General features: G+C 44.3%; 12 protein-coding genes, 2 tRNA genes and 3 rRNA genes. 14 read left to right on the top strand and 3 right to left on the bottom strand.

Features of this window, described 5'->3' with window-relative positions:
• The first annotated feature begins 482 nt into the window (after positions 1-482).
• From JG734_RS09165 to JG734_RS09130, 8 genes are all read left to right on the top strand, one after another.
• Positions 483-2,024 (top strand): 16S ribosomal RNA (locus tag JG734_RS09165).
• Between the two features lie 179 nt (positions 2,025-2,203).
• A tRNA-Ile gene (locus JG734_RS09160) sits at positions 2,204-2,280 on the top strand.
• Positions 2,281-2,373: 93 nt separating this feature from the next.
• Positions 2,374-2,449 (top strand) — tRNA-Ala (locus JG734_RS09155).
• Between the two features lie 351 nt (positions 2,450-2,800).
• Positions 2,801-5,707, top strand: a 23S ribosomal RNA gene (locus tag JG734_RS09150).
• 138 nt (positions 5,708-5,845) lie between these two features.
• A 5S ribosomal RNA gene (rrf, locus tag JG734_RS09145) occupies positions 5,846-5,961 on the top strand.
• The 16S, 23S and 5S rRNA genes sit together here with 2 tRNA genes alongside, the layout of an rRNA operon.
• Before the next feature lie 181 nt (positions 5,962-6,142).
• On the top strand, positions 6,143-6,466 hold the full coding sequence (locus tag JG734_RS09140) for a cytochrome C (RefSeq protein ID WP_201332985.1): 324 nt from the start codon (positions 6,143-6,145) through the stop codon (positions 6,464-6,466).
• A gap of 156 nt (positions 6,467-6,622) precedes the next feature.
• Positions 6,623-8,146, top strand: a complete 1,524-nt coding sequence (locus JG734_RS09135) for a DUF3373 family protein (RefSeq protein WP_201332984.1) — start codon at positions 6,623-6,625, stop codon at positions 8,144-8,146.
• 57 nt (positions 8,147-8,203) lie between these two features.
• A complete protein-coding gene (locus JG734_RS09130) occupies positions 8,204-9,616 on the top strand; it encodes a hypothetical protein (protein ID WP_201332983.1) in 1,413 nt (470 codons plus the stop codon).
• Here JG734_RS09130 and JG734_RS09125 read toward each other — a convergent pair.
• The 3 genes from JG734_RS09125 to JG734_RS09115 are packed head-to-tail and all read right to left on the bottom strand — an operon-like array spanning position 9,611 to position 11,548.
• Complete coding sequence (locus JG734_RS09125) at positions 9,611-10,642, bottom strand: Mrp/NBP35 family ATP-binding protein (RefSeq protein WP_236586932.1); 1,032 nt, start codon at positions 10,640-10,642, stop codon at positions 9,611-9,613. The two genes, JG734_RS09130 and JG734_RS09125, sit on opposite strands and share 6 nt — an antisense overlap.
• Positions 10,635-10,985, bottom strand: a complete 351-nt coding sequence (locus tag JG734_RS09120) for a hypothetical protein (protein ID WP_201332982.1) — start codon at positions 10,983-10,985, stop codon at positions 10,635-10,637. The genes JG734_RS09125 and JG734_RS09120 overlap by 8 nt, the downstream gene beginning before the upstream one ends.
• Positions 10,982-11,548, bottom strand: coding sequence for a hypothetical protein (locus JG734_RS09115; protein WP_201332981.1), 567 nt, complete (start codon positions 11,546-11,548; stop codon positions 10,982-10,984). Before JG734_RS09115 ends, JG734_RS09120 begins: the two co-directional genes overlap by 4 nt.
• A 261-nt stretch (positions 11,549-11,809) precedes the next feature.
• Here JG734_RS09115 and JG734_RS09110 point away from each other — a divergent pair, with 261 nt between their 5' ends.
• The 6 genes from JG734_RS09110 to JG734_RS09085 are packed head-to-tail and all read left to right on the top strand — an operon-like array spanning position 11,810 to position 18,605.
• Positions 11,810-12,934 carry a sulfurtransferase gene (locus tag JG734_RS09110; protein WP_201332980.1) on the top strand — a complete coding sequence of 375 codons (1,125 nt, stop codon included), beginning with the start codon at positions 11,810-11,812 and terminating at the stop codon, positions 12,932-12,934.
• A gap of 11 nt (positions 12,935-12,945) precedes the next feature.
• Positions 12,946-13,806, top strand: a complete 861-nt coding sequence (locus tag JG734_RS09505) for a molybdopterin-dependent oxidoreductase (RefSeq protein ID WP_201332979.1) — start codon at positions 12,946-12,948, stop codon at positions 13,804-13,806.
• A 34-nt stretch (positions 13,807-13,840) separates the two neighbouring features.
• The gene (locus JG734_RS09500) at positions 13,841-15,844 is read left to right on the top strand and encodes a molybdopterin dinucleotide binding domain-containing protein (protein WP_201332978.1); all 2,004 of its coding nucleotides are present in this window, start codon (positions 13,841-13,843) and stop codon (positions 15,842-15,844) included.
• Between the two features lie 12 nt (positions 15,845-15,856).
• Positions 15,857-16,984 (top strand): 4Fe-4S dicluster domain-containing protein, encoded by a 1,128-nt coding sequence (locus tag JG734_RS09095; protein WP_201332977.1) that lies wholly within the window; start codon positions 15,857-15,859, stop codon positions 16,982-16,984.
• A complete protein-coding gene (locus JG734_RS09090; RefSeq protein ID WP_201332976.1) occupies positions 16,981-18,195 on the top strand; it encodes an ethylbenzene dehydrogenase-related protein in 1,215 nt (404 codons plus the stop codon). The genes JG734_RS09095 and JG734_RS09090 overlap by 4 nt, the downstream gene beginning before the upstream one ends.
• Positions 18,192-18,605, top strand: coding sequence for a hypothetical protein (locus JG734_RS09085; protein WP_201332975.1), 414 nt, complete (start codon positions 18,192-18,194; stop codon positions 18,603-18,605). The genes JG734_RS09090 and JG734_RS09085 overlap by 4 nt, the downstream gene beginning before the upstream one ends.
• Positions 18,606-18,614: the final 9 nt, after the last annotated feature.

Below are 18,614 nucleotides of genomic sequence, written 5' to 3'. Positions count from 1 at the left end.
TTTAAAATTTGGAATACTATAATATATTAAGATAAAATATGTCAAGTATGTTCGGTGACATTATACAATATTTTAATCGTTAAATTTGTACGACTAGTTACGAAATTACACATACCCTTGACAACGCATCCAAACTTTGGCATAATCACGATCCTCATTTGGGAGAGAGGCTGTTTGGGCTTTGCGATCTTTTTAGGGAATGAGAGTTAAAAAGAGATCTACTAAAAGACCTCTTGACAAGTAAAGAGAAATGAGATAGAATTCTCGCCTTTAAAAAAAGAAGAGGGCAAGAGGAGCTCTTGACAAAGAGTGATGAATTTGGCATAATTTCAGTCCTCGAAAAAAGAGTTCAAATCACTTATCTTGAGTGAAGATGAGTGAGAGAGTTCTTTATAAGAAATTGATCTTTGACAACTAGACAGAGTCGAGCTCCTTTGAGTAAAAGTGAAATAGGATTTGACTCCTTAATACAGTAAAAAGTATTTATGGAGAGTTTGATCCTGGCTCAGAGTGAACGCTGGCGGCGTGCCTAACACATGCAAGTCGAGCGAGAACGGCTCAATGATCCCTTCGGGGTGAATTGAGTGTCAGCTAAGCGGCGCACGGGTGAGTAACACGTAGCTAACCTGCCCCATAGCGGGGGATAACAGCCCGAAAGGGCTGCTAATACCCTATACACCTTCTGCACATAAGTGCAGTTGTGGAAAGCGATTGAGCGCTATGGGATGGGGCTGCGGCCTATCAGCTAGTTGGTGGGGTAACGGCCTACCAAGGCAATGACGGGTAGCTGGTCTGAGAGGATGATCAGCCACACTGGAACTGAGACACGGTCCAGACTCCTACGGGAGGCAGCAGTGGGGAATATTGCGCAATGGGGGAAACCCTGACGCAGCAACGCCGCGTGGAGGATGACGCCCTTCGGGGTGTAAACTCCTTTTGCAGGGGAAGAAGATGACGGTACCCTGCGAATAAGCACCGGCTAACTCCGTGCCAGCAGCCGCGGTAATACGGAGGGTGCAAGCGTTACTCGGAATCACTGGGCGTAAAGGGCGCGTAGGCGGCTTAGTAAGTTGGATGTGAAAGCCCACAGCTCAACTGTGGAACTGCGTCCAAAACTGCTAGGCTAGAGTCCGGGAGAGGCAGATGGAATTGGTGGTGTAGGGGTAAAATCCGTAGAGATCACCAGGAATACCTATTGCGAAGGCGATCTGCTGGAACGGTACTGACGCTGAGGCGCGAAAGCGTGGGGAGCAAACAGGATTAGATACCCTGGTAGTCCACGCCCTAAACGATGGATGCTAGTCGTTGGGGTGCTAGTCACCCCAGTGATGCAGCTAACGCAATAAGCATCCCGCCTGGGGAGTACGGCCGCAAGGCTAAAACTCAAAGGAATAGACGGGGACCCGCACAAGCGGTGGAGCATGTGGTTTAATTCGAAGATACGCGAAGAACCTTACCTGGGCTTGACATCCCCGGAACCCTCCAGAGATGGAGGGGTGCCCCCTTATGGGGGAGCCGGGTGACAGGTGCTGCACGGCTGTCGTCAGCTCGTGTCGTGAGATGTTGGGTTAAGTCCCGCAACGAGCGCAACCCTCGTCCTTAGTTGCCAGCACTTCGGGTGGGCACTCTAAGGAGACTGCCCGGGTAACCGGGAGGAAGGTGAGGATGACGTCAAGTCATCATGGCCCTTATGCCCAGGGCGACACACGTGCTACAATGGCGCGTACAGAGAGAGGCGATACCGCGAGGTGGAGCAAATCTCTAAAGCGCGTCCCAGTTCGGATTGCAGTCTGCAACTCGACTGCATGAAGTCGGAATCGCTAGTAATCGCGGATCAGCCATGCCGCGGTGAATACGTTCCCGGGTCTTGTACTCACCGCCCGTCACACCATGGGAGTTGAGCTCACCCGAAGCCGGGGGACCGACCCGTTAAGGGAGGACCCCCGTCGACGGTGGGCTCAGCGACTGGGGTGAAGTCGTAACAAGGTAACCGTAGGAGAACCTGCGGTTGGATCACCTCCTTTCTAGAGTGATGATCCAAAGATTAGGTTCTTTGGATAAAAGGGGTTTAGGGAGTATCACGACTCTCTAAGCCTGGGGAGCTCGCTCTGTCTAGTTGTGAGAGATCAAAGAGGTTCTTTGAAAAGATAAAGTGGAGTTAAGAAGAGCTAAGAGGAGCCCTTATCAGGGGCGAGCTTTAAATGGGCCTGTAGCTCAGGTGGTTAGAGCGCACCCCTGATAAGGGTGAGGTCAGAGGTTCAAGTCCTCTCAGGCCCACCATATTGAGAGAGTCTTGCACAAACTCTTTCGCTCACGTACTACAAGGTACGCTACGCAAAAGAGTTTGCACAATTCACTACTCAACCAGGAAATGGGGTCTTAGCTCAGCTGGGAGAGCGCCTGCCTTGCACGCAGGAGGTCACCGGTTCGATCCCGGTAGACTCCACCAGGATAAAAGCACGTAGTTGGGAGTGTAAGAGAGATTACATTGCCGACTGCGTGCCTTGCACGGGAGGAGCGTAAAGCAAACGACAACTGCTTGTCGTTTGTAGCTCCGCACGGCGATGCGTATATGCGCGAGCGAAGCGAGTGCATAGTATACGCCAGTGGGAGGTCACCGGAAGGGTCCTCGGTAGACTCCACCAGGACGAAGTTTAAAATAAGCTCTAAAGGGATTTAGGGTTTATTTTAGACTTTAGGTCTAAGGGATATTTGACAACTCATTGTTCATAGATAAAGCACAAGTAAGGCTGTCTTACTCAAGAGTAGTTGAGTAAGGCGGCGGTGCGTCTTAGAGTAGGTGTAAGCTACAAAGGGCGTACGGTGGATGCCTAGGGTGATGGAGGCGATGAAGGACGTGCTAGGCTGCGAAAAGCCTCGGGGAGCTGCCAAGAAGCGTTGATCCGGGGATTTCCGAATGGGGCAACCCGGCTGGCAGAGATGCCAGTCACCGGCGTAAGCCGGGGCGAACCCGGGGAAGTGAAACATCTCAGTACCCGGAGGAGAAGAAATCAACCGAGATTCCCCTAGTAGCGGCGAGCGAACGGGGAGTAGCCCGCCTCTGTGTAGCCTATACTATAGCCGAAGTGTCTGGAAAGGCACACCATAGAGGGTGATAGTCCTGTAGGCGAAATGGTATAGGTGGGACTAGGCAGAGGCCTAGCGAGTAGGTCGGGACACGTGTTATCCTGACTGAAGATGGGGGGACCACCCTCCAAGGCTAAATACTACCATCACACCGATAGTGCACAAGTACCGTGAGGGAAAGGTGAAAAGAACCCCAGTGAGGGGAGTGAAATAGAACCTGAAACCGTATGCCTACAATCATTCGGAGCCCTATGTTCTTCGGAACAGGGTGACGGACTGCCTTTTGCATAATGAGCCTGCGAGTTGTGGTCAGTGGCGAGGTTAAGCGCACGCGAAGCCGTAGCGAAAGCGAGTCTGAAGAGGGCGAATAAGTCACTGGCTGCAGACCCGAAGCCGGGTGATCTATCCATGGCCAGGCTGAAGTGGGGGTAAGACCCCATGGAGGGCCGAACCAGTGGAGGTTGAAAACTCCTTGGATGAGCTGTGGATAGGGGTGAAAGGCCAAACAAACTCGGTGATAGCTGGTTCTCTGCGAAATATATTTAGGTATAGCCTCAGGAAGTAGCACGAGGGGGTAGAGCACTGATAGGGCTAGGGCCCCACACAGGGGTACCAAACCCTGTCAAACTCCGAATACCTCGTGTGGTATCCTGGGAGTCAGGCGTAGGGTGATAAAATCCTATGTCGAGAGGGGAACAACCCAGACTGCCGACTAAGGTCCCCAAGTTGTGACTAAGTGGAAAACGATGTGGGGCTGCATAGACAACCAGGAGGTTGGCTTAGAAGCAGCCATCCTTTAAAGAAAGCGTAACAGCTCACTGGTCTAGCGGCCCTGCGCGGAAAATATAACGGGGCTAAGTCACACACCGAAGTCGCAGGTGCATACTGGAGTATGCGCGGTAGCAGAGCGTTCCAGTCGGCGTTGAAGCTGTACCGGTAAGGAGCAGTGGAGCGGCTGGAAGTGAGCATGCAGGCATGAGTAGCGATAAAAGTGGTGAGAATCCACTTCGCCGAAAACCCAAGGTTTCCTACGCGATGCTCGTCAACGTAGGGTTAGTCGGGTCCTAAGCCGAGTCCGAGAGGGGTAGGCGATGGGAAATCGGTTAATATTCCGATACCTACTTACTACAAGGCGATGGAGGGACGCTTAGGGCTAGCCGGGGTCCGTGATGGAATACGGGCTCGAAGGGTGTAGGCTGCTGGGTAGGCAAATCCGCCCAGCGCGAGGCCGAGACCCGACAGGCCCCCAAAGCCCTTCGGGGCGGCGGGGGAACCGGTGATGCCGTCGAGCCGAGAAAAGCTTCTAAGCCGTTTGAGTAGTAAGTAGCCCGTACCGTAAACCGACACAGGTGGGTGAGATGAGTATTCTAAGGCGCGCGGAAGAACCCTGGTCAAGGAACTCTGCAAACTGGCACCGTATCTTCGGTATAAGGTGTGCCCGTAGTAGGTGAAGGCCCTCGCGGCCGGAGCCGAGGCGGGTCGCAGCGAAGCGCTCCATCCGACTGTTTACCAAAAACACAGCACTATGCTAACTCGTAAGAGGATGTATATGGTGTGACGCCTGCCCGGTGCCGGAAGGTTAAGGGGATCGCTTAGCCCGTAAGGGCGAAGGCGTGAACCGAAGCCCCGGTAAACGGCGGCCGTAACTATAACGGTCCTAAGGTAGCGAAATTCCTTGTCGGTTAAATACCGACCTGCATGAATGGCGTAACGAGATGGGGGCTGTCTCGACCAGGGATCCGGTGAAATTGTAGTGGAGGTGAAAATTCCTCCTACCCGCGGAAAGACGGAAAGACCCCGTGGACCTTTACTACAGCTTGGTACTGCCATCGGGATGAGGATGTGCAGGATAGGTGGGAGGCTGCGAAGCCCGGGCGCCAGCTCGGGTGGAGCCGTCCTTGAGATACCACCCTTCCTCATTCTGATGGCTAACTCGCTGGTGTTAACCACCAGGAGGACAATGCCTGGCGGGTAGTTTGACTGGGGCGGTCGCCTCCTAAAGAGTAACGGAGGCTTACAAAGGTTGGCTCAAAGCGGTTGGAAATCGCTTGGAGAGTATAAAGGCATAAGCCAGCCTGACTGTGAGAGAGACAACTCGAGCAGAGACGAAAGTCGGTCTTAGTGATCCGGTGGTTCTGAGTGGAAGGGCCATCGCTCAAAGGATAAAAGGTACCCCGGGGATAACAGGCTGATCTCCCCCAAGAGCTCACATCGACGGGGAGGTTTGGCACCTCGATGTCGGCTCATCGCATCCTGGGGCTGGAGCAGGTCCCAAGGGTATGGCTGTTCGCCATTTAAAGCGGTACGCGAGCTGGGTTCAGAACGTCGTGAGACAGTTCGGTCCCTATCTTCCGTGGGCGTAGGAAGGCTGAGGAGAGCTGACCCTAGTACGAGAGGACCGGGTTGGACGTGCCACTGGTGTACCAGTTGTCCTGCCAAGGGCACCGCTGGGTAGCTATGCACGGAACGGATAACCGCTGAAGGCATCTAAGCGGGAAGCCGACTCCAAGATGAGCCTTCCCTGAAGGACGGTGGAAGACTACCACCTTGATAGGCTGGGTGTGTAAGCGCAGCAATGCGTTTAGCTGACCAGTACTAATAGTCCGATTGGCTTACAAGATTAATTAATCAAAAAAAAGACGCACCGCCGCCTTACTGAGCTACTCGCTTTATCTATGAACAATGAGTTGGTGGTCTTTAAAAGTAAGAGGAAGAGACAAGAGAAGTAAGTCTTTAAAAAAAGATTTACTTCTCTTGTCCTGGTGCCTATAGAGCGGAGGAAACGCCTAGCTCCATTTCGAACCTAGAAGCTAAGCTCCGCATCGCTGATGATACTGCACCCCTCGGGTGTGGAAAAGTAGGTCGGCGCCAGGCCAAGGGTTATACTCTTCTTTTTAAATCATGAATTCTTGACTTCAAATATTATCTCCTCAATCTAACCAACTTAGAACATCTAATCTAATAACACATATAATAAAATGTAATATAATGTTTAAACTTAAATTAGTAATTTCTCGCTATAATATTGCTTCAATAAATCAATAAGGAGTATTCGATGAAAAGAATCGCGAGTCTAATCTTCGCAGCAATTCTTGGTGCAAGTTTCATAAGCACTGCAGCATTTGCAGATGCAAGCAAGGGTCAAAGAATCTACCAAAAGAAACTCAAAAAAGTGTGTGGATTCAATGGTGCAAAATTTGCTGCAAAGCATACACAGGATGAGTGGGAAGAGCTCAAAGAGGAAGGTAAGTTTGAAGATGAGATTCAAAAACTCTGCCCTAAATATAAAAAAGGGTATCTCAACGCTTCTCAACTCAACCATGTTTATGACTTTGCATACAAATATGCTAGCGACAGCGGTGAAGTTCCAAGCTGTTAATATATAGCGGGCAACTTTATGTCTGTCCGCTTTATTCTTCTATAATCTCCTATTATAAAAACCATTAATTCAACATTCAAAATCTTAAGACTACTTTAACTTTGTTTCCATTATAATGACATGATGCTAAATTTTAAGCAAAATCAAGGAGTATACATGAAAAAGTTTATTGCACTATCAGCAGTAGCTGCAATGGCAACAGTTAGTTTTGCAAGTGGTGGGCCAGCTACTTCAAGTGATGATTTAAGAGCAGAACTTGAGCAACTTAAAGCACAAATCGCTGAACTTAAAGAGGCACAATCAAAAATCAATATTGCTGCACTTAAAAAGCAGATTCGTGAAGTAAAAGCGCATGATGCTGGCGATAATATCAAATGGAATGTAGATTTTAGAACTGCATACGATGTAATAGGCTATAAAAATGCATGTCCTGATTGTAACACAAACAACTGGAATCAAATCTTCACCAATAGACTCTGGCTTGGAATGGGTTTTGCTCCTACAAGTAATCTTGTCTTCAAAGGACTTTTGAGCTACTATAAAATGTATGGACAGCTTGCAAGAGTTAATCAAGGATTTAACTATTTTGACTGGATTGTCAATGAGACACCAAATCCAGCAGGAGAGCTTCGTGTAAAAGAAGCATATTGGCTCTATCTTGGTGATAGCTTCTTGGGAAGCGGCATTCCTTGGACAGCAAGCCTTGGTCGTAGACCTGCAACAGATGGTCTGCTCATAAACTACCGTGAAGATCAAGATCCCAAATCTCCTCTTGGACATATTATCAATACAGAGTTTGATGGTGCAAGCTTCAAGTTCAAACTCGGAGATGCTGTTGGAGTACCTGGAATGTATTTCAAACTCTGTATGGGTCGCGGTATGACAAACGCTCATACAAGATACTATAATCTTGTTCCAGGATACAATACTGATGATATCATGATAGCGAACCAAGCTCCTGGCAACTATAGAAAAGCAAATGGTTGGAACCATACAGATCTTTTTGGTTTTATCTTCGTTCCATATGATGATGGCCAATACTCAGTCCATACAACAGCATTCAAAGCATGGAATATGCCAGGTATGGTAATGGCGCAAACTCCATATTTTGCACAAGTTGGTGATTATTACGGAGCGGCTATTAGCCTTCTTGCTCAAGGAATTGGCGATGGAATCAATGATTTTCTCGATGATACAAATGCATTCGTGAGCTTTGCATGGAGTAAGACTGATCCTAAAGGTAATAACCAAATGCAAGGCTTTTATCATCCACAAATGGGATATATTGGAGCAGCACCAGGAGAAAATAAAACTGGTAACTCTATCTATGCGGGCGTTAACTTCCCACTTGATGCACTTATTAGTGGTACAAGAATGGGTCTTGAATACAATCACGGTAGCAAATATTGGAGAAGTATGACATATGCTGAAGATACACTTGCAGGTAGCAAAATGGCTACGCGTGGTAATGCATATGATGTATGGATCAATAAAGACTTAATAGGTAAAGCACTCACTGCACAGGTTCGCTATACTTATATGGATTATGATTATACTGGAAGCAATGGATTTTTTGGAGCAGGTAGTGCACCAGTTGATGTAGACTCTCAACTTGGTAGAGCTATGAATGCAATGCAAAAAGCACAAGACATTCGTGTATATCTCCGCTACAGATACTAAAAATTAAGCCGCATTTAGCGGCTTATTCGCTATAATAGCGAGCAAAAAAGAGGCATAATGCAAAAACTCTTTTTTCTCGCAACTATTACTTTTTCCCTCCTTCAAGCTTCAACAAATCTCATTGATCAAAAATATGGTTCCTTATCGCTACGGCTCCGCTCTCACTATATTCACTGGGATTGGAAAAAAGAGACAGCGAAAAGAGTCGATAACTGGGCAATGGGTTTTGGTGGAAGTTTACAATACCAATCCCCATCTTGGAATAATTTTTATACGCACATAGGATATTACTTTTCTCGCAATCCTTGGCATATGAAGAGAAGCAAAATCGCATTTGTCAAATCTGGTAAGGATATGTTCTGCCGCTATAAGGTGGCCAAAGGAGAGGGTTTTAATATAGATGTGCTTGCAGAAGCTTACATTGGATATAAAACCAAAAATAGTGATGTACAAATTGGGCGTTTTCTTTTTGATAGCATATTTATTAAGCCCAATGATTCAAAGATGATTCCCAATGCTTTTGAGGGTATAAGCTATGAGTGGAAAGATGAGAAAAGTAGATTAAAGTTTGGATATTTAACAAAGCAAAAACTTCGCGATAAGACCTTTTTCCATGATGTGATAACTTTTGGAAAAGATCTAGATAGTGATGGGCAAATAAGCGGTTATGAAAAGTGGCGTGAAAATGATGATGCAGGATCAAACCACGCACTTAGTTGGGTTAATCTCAAAAAAGCACACAAAGATACAGATAACAAGATCATAGTTGCTGAGTATACTACAAAATGCGATCCTCTCGTTCTTGTTATAAATACTACTGTAGTTCCTGACCTCTTTGGCCTCTTCGCAGTTGAGCCAAAATATACCAAAAAATATGGGCAGTGGAGAGTATTTGCCTCAGCAAGAGTTGTGTTACAAAGAGATTTAGGCGCAAAGGATATTGGCAAGCTTGGGATTGCAGTAGCAAATCTCAAAGGCGAAGGAGATGGATATAAAGATCCATATAACGTTGATGGTGGACTCTATATGGCAAAAGTTGGAGCAACAAAGGATGCTTGGAGTATGCAGCTAGCATATTCACATGCTCTTGATAAAGCTGATATTATCGATCCTTGGCGTGGTTTTCCAACAGGCGGCTACACAAGGGCTATGGCACAGTATAACTGGTATGCAAATACCTCTACATGGATGCTCCAGGCAAAATATGATTTGCAGGCAATAGTTCCAAAACTACAAACCATGATAAGAGTGAGTTTACAAGATTTTGATGATAAAAAGAGAGGTGTGCAGGCAGATGCCAATACGTTCGAAATCGATTTTCTCAAACGATTTGCAGCCTATCCTGGACTTTATGTGAAACTTCGCCTGGGACATACTGTAGGCGAGAGTGATACCAAAGATATCACAGGCCAGATCAAGCCCGATCCATCTTTTGATGAGTTGCGTTTTGAGATTAGTTATATACTATAGATTAAAATTTGTAGAGGCAAAAAGATTGTCAATAATTTGTTGATAATAGCTTTTGTGTCTCTCTTTTCCAAGAGCTACAGGAGGCTTTCCTTCGTCGCTAAGCTCTCTGATATCCATCTCAAGAGGAATCTGCCCCAAAAATGGAACATCGTAGCGCATAGCTAGCGCTTTGCCCCCATCTTTGCCAAAGATATCGTAGCGTTTACCAGTATCTGGAGCAACGAAATAGCTCATATTCTCTATAAGTCCGCCGATATGCACACCAATATCTTTGAACATCATGATTGCTCGACTCACATCATCAGCTGCTACCATTTGTGGAGTAGTGACAAGTACTCCAGCTGTGATTGGAAGTTCTTGTGCCATGGTCAGTTGGATATCACCTGTACCTGGAGGCATATCTATGACTAAAAAGTCTAGTTCTCCCCAATCTACATCTTCCAAAAATTGAATGAGCGCACTTACTGCTACGCTACTTCGCCATACAAGTGGTGTATCAGGACTTGGTGTAGTAAGCCCTACGCTCATAATTTTGATACCAAAATTCTCACTAGGGATGATTTTATCGTTGTCTCCCCAGCGAAGCTTCTCATGCTCCACTCCTACCATGCGGGGAATATCCGGACCATAGACATCTGCGTCCAAGAGACCTACTTTGTACCCTTTTTGTGCTAATGCGATAGAGAGGTTGGTGCTTACTGTACTTTTGCCTACACCCCCTTTACCACTTGTTACTGCTATTACATTTTTCGCATAAGGTGCGCGATTGTTTGGGTTGGCTGTTGAGCCGAAATTGATGCTCTTTTTTGGTTGGGCTTTGAGCTTGACCTCTACATTATACTCTCTAAGTAGGTCTTTAATAGCTCCTTCTATTACAGGAAAAGCCTCTTGATTGGCGATATTGAGAGTGATTGTGAGATTCTTCCCATCTTCTTGGATGCTATCAATGGTGTGAAGTTCTACGATATTTTTATCTAGTCCTGGGTATTTGACAGCACGAAGTTTTTCTAAGAGCTTCTTATTCATATGGATTCATCCTTGCGCGTTGTTGTAAGAGCATGATAGTACTGCGTGTCTTTTGAATATATTGAACGATTATATCTTTTGCGTTGGGATAGTTTTCTAGAAGTTTATTATATGTAGCTATGCGCTTTTGCATAAGAGTTGCCAGAGCTTGAGCAAGTTGTGGCATTTTTCCAGCTTCATTTGCATTTTTGAGGAGGTATTTGAGCATCTTCTCCCTATCAGCCAAATCCACCTCTATACCAATCTCTTCGCCCGCTTTTTTAAAGTCGAAATTTGTGATATATGTACCATTATAGTGTAGAGCTAAGATCTGCTTTTCTAGCAAAGAGATTCCTGTACTCATGCTTCCTCCTCTAGGCGAATTTGTGCTGCTTTGCTTACATCCTTATCTACATCTTCAGCAAGCTTTTGCAAAACCTCTTTTGGTGTTGCTGGATTTTCTGCAACTCTCAGGCGTACTAACTTATCACTATCAGCTGCTAACTTTTCTAGCAGTTCAGCTGGAGCGTTGGGGTTACCACTTATCCCATCACGTACAATCTTTTCATCCTCATAAAAATCGTAGAGGCACTCTGTAGGAGTATTTGGATTGGTTGCTACAAGAGCTCGTACAAGATTGACTTCATCACGAGCAAGTTTTTGCAAAATTTGCGCAGGAGTATGCGGATTTTTAGCAACTGCCCATCTACTACCCATATCGGGAACTTCACTGAGAGCTACAAGCAGTTCAGTCATAATAGGGCTTTTGCCTTTTTCTCTATCATATACACTTGTGCGAAGACTCAAGTTCATCGCGACCATTCCAACTACTTCCATATCGTTTTGGAAGGTTTCAAAGATCTCTTTGACCTCTTCAAGTGGCAAGTTCTTATCTTCCAATTTTTCTAGAGCCTCATCACGATGCATCGGTATCCTTTTTTGATTTATGGTAGCAAAAATTATATATCATTTTTTTTTGAACATTACATAAATTGTTTTGATGTATAGCAAATTTGTGGCGGAGAAACAAAAAAATATTATCGAGATTTACTTAAATAAACACAGAAGATTTTGCAGGAATAGAGAATTAAGTTTTGGTTAATCGTAAAATCTTTATAATGAAGAGGATTGCATAATACCCGTAAATTCGGGTATAAATGCATATTAACTTTTCTATAAGGAGTCCTAATGAAGAGGTTGATCCAAGCCCTTATGGTGCTTGCGTTGATGGCTGGCGCTTCTTTTGCAGACAAATTAACTATTAGTGCAAAAGATGCGTATAAGCTCATCGGTAAGCCAGGTGTCATGTTTGTAAGTGGGGATAGTGAGACTGCTTTTGAGAACGGGCATATCAGAGGCTCAGTCAATATGTATGCACACCATTTGCACCATTCAGATATTATGGGGCGTATGCATTGTGCACCACTCTTTCAGTGTCCAAAAGATGCTGAACACTATATAGGTGCTCACGGTATCGACAATGATACTACAATAATCGCATACGATAACTGGAGAGGGCCAAACGCAACTGGAGTCTTGGCATTTTTCAAAAGTTACGGACACAAAAAAGTATATGTTCTCGATGGTGGAGTTGATGCGATAAAAGCACTCGATCCAAATCAGCAAAAATATAACCAGCTCAAAGAGGAGTCAAGAAAGATCAAAAAAGCTTACAAAAAAGCTAAAAAAGCTGGTGATATGGCGAAATATAAAGAGCTCAAAGCAAAATATAAAGAGCTCAAAGCACAGATGAAAGCACTCGAGCCAAAACTCATCGTGCAAAGAGGTATCAAAAAAGTTGATCTTGGCAACGGACACTTTGCATATTTGCCACCTGAGAGTGAAGCAAAAATCACTCCCAAACACTATAAAATCGATCCAAAACATATCGATCTTAGCTGGGTAGCTGGCAAAGATGAGGTATATCATGCAGTACAAGATCGCCTCAAAAATGGTGATAAGAGTAAATATGTCATCATCGATACAAGAAGCATGATCGAAATCATCGGTGAGAGAAAAATGGACAATGTTGCACGCGGTGGACACGTTCCGACTGCTAAGTTTATCGAGTGGAAAAATATCACAGATTTCAAAAGACACAAAAGCTTTAGAACAAAAGAGGAGCTTGAAAAGCTTTTCAAAAAATATGGTGTTACAAAAGACAAAACCATCTATGCTTACTGTCAAGTCGGTACAGGACGCGGATCTGACATCATCACAGCTCTTAAATTGCTTGGATATCCAAATGCAAAAGTATATAGCGGTAGCTGGGATGAGTGGGGCAACGATATGAATCTACCTATTAGACGATAAGGAGAGGGCGAATGAATACGCAAAGAAGAGATTTTCTCAAGATTTCTGGTGCTACTGCAGCGCTTGTTGCAAGCAGCGGAAGCCTTTTTGCAAAAACAGATGTAATAAAAGTAGAAAATGGTAAAAACAACTACCCAAATACTACTTACACCGAGCAGATGTATCGTAATGAATTTGGGTTTACGTATGGAAACAAAGAGGAGCATGGCTACGCATATCACTGCGTAAACTGTCAAGGTAACTGTGCTTGGGAAGTATGGGGAAACAACGGTGTTGTTACTCGTGAGAACCAGAGTGCACGCTATCCACGCATCAATCCGAAAGTTCCAGATTTTAACCCACGTGGATGTAACAAAGGTATCCAACACTCTCAAGTAATGTATGAAAAAGATCGCATCCTTTATCCTATGAAAAGAGTAGGTAAAAGAGGTGAGGGTAAATGGAAGAGAATTAGCTGGGATGAAGCAGCCCAAATTGTTGCTCAAAAGATTTTTGATACTATGACAGATCCGAAAAAGGGTCCGGGACGCATTATGGTGCATGCAGGTACCGGGCTTTTGACTGAAGGTAGACGTGGTGCGCCTCTTCGCTTCTCTACTCAACTTGGTGCATACAGAATCTATCCAGCTTCATATCTTGGCGATATGTTTAGTGGTGCTGCAGTTGCATATGGTGAAGGAAACGTTGGATGTACATATGACTTCATGTATCAAGTAGATACTGCAGTATTTTGGGGTGGGAACCCAAGCGTATCAAGAATTCCAGATGCACACTTTGTATGGGAAGGTAAATATAACGGTGCAAAAGTAATCGTTATTACTCCAGAATTCAACGGTTCAGCTAAATCAGCAGATCTTTGGATCCCTAATTAAGCCTGGTACTGACCAGTTCTTGGCAATGAGTGTAATGTATGAAATCATTAAAAACAAAATGTACAAACCAGGCTTTATGAAAATCTACACTGACCTTCCATTCTTAGTTCGTGAAGACAATGGCAAACTTCTTCGCAGAAGCGATATAGAAGAGCCTAAAAACGAAGAGGAAAAAGAGGCGTTTGAAGAAGAGTTCTATACAATGAACAAGAAAACTGGCAAAATTGCCCTCATGCCAGGATGTGAAGGAAGCAAAGAGAAGACTCTTGATATTAGAGAGTTTGGAATCGATCCAGAGCTTGAAGGAGAGTGGGAGGTAACTCTCAAAGATGGATCAAAAGTAAAAGTTACTACAGTTTTTGAAAAACTGAAAAAAAATGTAGAGCAGTTTGCTCCAGAAAAGACAAAAGATATCACAGGCGTTCACCCTGATACTGTTCGCCAGCTTGCAAAAGATATCGCACTACCAAAAGTTGTAGAGATCACAACAGGTTTCTCACTCAACAAATACTACAACGGTATTCTCAACATCTGGAATATCGCTTCAATCTGTGGTCTTACAGGTCGCCTTGGGCCATACGGTGGTCTTAACACTGAGAACGAATTTAGCTTGAGTGGTCTTGGTGCACTCTCAGGCTTCGGTGGTAAGTACAAACCACGCTTTGGATCTGGATTTGTGGGTGAGTTTGTATTTGGTGATGGTATGAAAACATTTAAAGAATACTTCAGCAATGAAGATGTTAAACGAGCTACCGGCGGTAAAATCAGTAAAGATGAGTATATAAAAATAGTTGAAGAAGCACTCAAAGCTGGCGAAGACGGAAAAGATAGAACAGAGGAAGAGCTCTACTATAAACCTTGGTGGACACCTGAAGTTGCTATCATAGTTGCAGACTCTAAATTTAGACGTAACAAAGGAAGTGAGTACAGAAAAGCATTCCTCAAGAAAACTAAATTCTTTGCATATGTTGACTATAAAATGAGTGAAGCAGCAATGTTTGCTGATATCTTGCTTCCAGCAAAATCCCACTATGAAGTATATGATATTCGTACAAGCCCCGGGTATCATAGATTTACAAACCTTGCTCAGCCTATTGCCAATATGAAGCCTGTTGGTGAGGCAAAAGATGAGTGGAGTATGTTTGCATTTATCGCGAAAAAACTTGAAGAGATTGCAAACAAACCAGGCAATAAAGAGAAAGCAAAAGTTCCTGATAGTAAAAAATATGCTAGAACTGGATATCGCGATCTAGCAAACTTCTACAAAGAGTACACAAATACTGACGAAGAGTCTGAAGCTGCAATGGAACCATATCTTGGAACTGATAAACTCGCAGTAGAAGCAGCTCTTGAGAAGTGTGAACAGTATAAGCCTTGGACAATGGAAAAGATGTATGCAGCGGGTGGTTTCTTGCAGCTTAATGAAAAAGCAGCAAAACTCTCACCACTCTATGCAGATAGACCATACAATTCAGGAGAATTTACACTCTTCAAATTTGAAAGATTTGAGACTCTCACTGGTCGTCAAACATTCTATGTAGATCATCCTACATATCTCAAGCTTACAAACGGTACAAACTATGCGCTCAAACCTCTAGCGCCACAAAACAAAAAGAATCCTTTCATGCTTATGACACCACACGCACGATGGTCAATCCATTCTAACTGGAAAAACAGTAGAACGCTGCAAAGACTCCAAAGAGGTGTTCCTTACGTGCATGTTAATAGAAAAATAGCTGAGATGAAGGGTATCAAGGATGGTGATACCATCAGAATCTTCAACGAGCTTGGAGAGTTCTACGCTATGGCAAAAGTAAGCTCATCTGTTGCACCAGATACACTGGTAATGGAGCATGGATGGGAGCCGTATCAGTATCTCTTCAATAAAGGGCACAATGAAGTAGTTCCAATGTCACTCAACCTTCTTGAGCTAGCCGATGGTTGGGGACACTTGAAATTTGGCGGTCTTTGGGATGGTAACCAGTATGCCTATGATGGCGCAGTTGATATAGAAAAATCTACGAAGTTTACATATTAATAGGAGAGAGGCATGTCTAAAAGACAATTAGCAATGGTAATGGATCTGAACAAATGTATCGGATGCCAAACATGTACAGTTGCATGTAAAACACAATGGACCAACAGAAATGGTCGCGAATATATGTATTGGAACAACGTAGAAACCTACCCCGGCGCTGGCTATCCAAAGAACTGGATGGAGCTTGGGGGTGGATTTGATGCGGCTGGAGATCTCCAGCCAGGTATTATTCCAAATATTGAAGCTGACTACGGGGTGCCTTGGGATTACAATTATGACTCACTCGCTGAGCAAAACCTCCTCAGCGACAATCCAGAACCTGCTTTTAGGCCAGATCAAAGCCCTACATGGGGACCAAACTGGGACGAAGATGAGGGTGCTGGTGAGTTCCCAAGAGACAACTACTTCTTCTATCTTCCAAGGATTTGTAACCACTGTTCAAATCCTGGATGTTTGAGCGCTTGCCCAAGAGATGCGATATTCAAGCGTGAAGAGGATGGTGTAGTCCTCGTTGACCTTGATAGATGTCAAGGATACCGCTACTGTATTGCAGGATGTCCTTATAAAAAGATCTATTTCAATCCAAAGATTTCTAAGAGTGAAAAATGTATCCTCTGTTTCCCAAGAATTGAGCAAGGTCTTCCACCAGCTTGTGCACAAAGCTGTGTTGGTCGTATCCGCTTCGTAGGATTTTTGGATGATGAGGAGAGTCAAGTATATAAACTTGTGCACAAATATAAAGTAGCGCTACCACTGAGACCAGATTATGGAACACAGCCAAATGTATACTATGTTCCGCCAGTAGATTCGCCACCAAAATTTGATGCAGAGGGCAAAATCATCGAAGGTAGCGAGAGAGTACCTATGGAAGAGCTTGAAAAACTTTTTGGTCCAGCGGTGCATGAAGCTATCAAAACAATCAAAGCTGAGCGTGAAAAGCGTAAAAAAACCGGAAAATCTGAACTCATGGATATCTTGATTGCATATCAGCATCAAGATATGTTCAGACTCGATCACAACTACTATGTTGAAGTGGCAAAACAAAAAGGTATGAAGCCTCTTCCATTAGTTGATGAAAGATATGTGGCTGGAAAGCATACAAAACCATCTTCAATATCTCACTTTAAGGTGCACGCATGAGAAGAGTAGTAACAGTAGCGGCAGCTCTCAGCCTAGCTGCCTCCATGGCAATGGCAGATAACATCGTAAAGGCTGTAAAAGTTAAGAGTCTCAAAAATGTAAAATGCGGAAGTAAGCTCATTCGCAAGTATGCAAAATTTGTTCCAGTTGCTGTCTATCCACAGTCAACTATCAAGCTAAACGATAAAAAGGCACTTGAGCTCAATAAAGATGCAAAAGCGAAAATCGTGCAAGTTGCTGCATTTACCGATGGGAAAGATGTAGCAATCATTATGCGATGGCCAGATAAGAGTAAAGATATCTTCAAAGGATATAAAAGTGATATCTATCCAGATGGATTTGCTGTGCAGTTTGCAGCAAATGCGAAAGATCCACAAAAACTTCCATATATTGGTATGGGAAGTGATGGTCGCCCAGTTGAAATCGTGCTTCGTAAAGCGTATGGCCAAGGTGTATATGAGCCAAACGGCAAGGGCGATGTAGCACATCAAGTCAATGAACACAATGTGAATGCTTTTGGAAAAGACCTTAAAAAGTATGAAAAAGAGGTCAAAAAACTTGGCGTGAGACCATACCAAAAAGTATTTATAAGCGAAGGTTTCCGCTCTATGACAGAGATCAAAGATGGCTCTGCAAAAGTGCGCACTGACATGCACTACGTAGGGAAAAGATCTATGTGGGGCGGTATGGTTGTAAAACCTGTCAAAGATGCTTATTCTCAACCTACTAAAAATGAGCTTGCTGTTGCAATTGCTGTCTGGGATGGTAAAGAGTTGCAAAGAGATGGCCTCAAGAGGCTCTCAAGTTGGATAGCTGTGAAGCTTCCAGGTGCAAAAAACAGCACTCTTGAAGAGGTTGTAACAGAAAAAGCCAAAGGCGATGTTGCTAATGGAAAGAAAGAGTTTGAGACTAATTGTGCAAGCTGTCACCGTGACAGAAACTTCCAAAATGCTCCTCTTTACATGGCACCAGGCTTAGAGAATATTGGCGGACAAACAACAGCTGCATATATTAGAGAATCAATCCTTGAACCAAATGCAGTGATTGTTCCTGGGTATAATAGAAATGCTCATCCAAACTTTGCATGGTATACAGTGGATGATAAAGGTAACAGAACTTCAACTATGCCACCATTCAACTATCTTGATAAAAAAGTTGTAGAAGATATCGTGGCATATCTGCAGACACAAAAAGCGGAGGTTGCAAAATGAAAAAAATAGCGCTTTTAGCCCTTGTGGCTGCTAGCATGCTGCTTGCTAGTACTGGAGAGAAAGGTGAATTTGAAAAGAAGGGGTTTTTGACCACTGAATGGTGTGCCAAAAACGACCTCTTCGCTGATTGCCGCCTTGAGTCATATCACTGCGGAAGTGAAGGCTGCTACCGCAACTGGGTACCAGGTGAGCCAGAGAAGATGAAAATGGTTCTCTATGTTCACGATGAAGGGAAGATCTACTACATCAAGCCAAGTGGTGTGCATGTAAGCGAGCTTTTGGAAAAAGCAGCAAACCGTAATGAAGTGACTATCATTGGGAAACTTGAAGGAGATGGCAAAACAATTGAAGCTATTGAGTTCAAAGCACCACCACCACCGAAAAAGTCTTTCTTCAAAGGCTGTCTCTAATCTTTACCG

The sequence above is a fragment of the Nitratiruptor sp. YY09-18 genome (assembly GCF_016593235.1).
GTDB lineage: Bacteria > Campylobacterota > Campylobacteria > Campylobacterales > Nitratiruptoraceae > Nitratiruptor.
The sequence above is the reverse complement of the archived record's forward strand: the minus strand, read 5'-3'. Positions and strand labels throughout refer to the sequence as shown.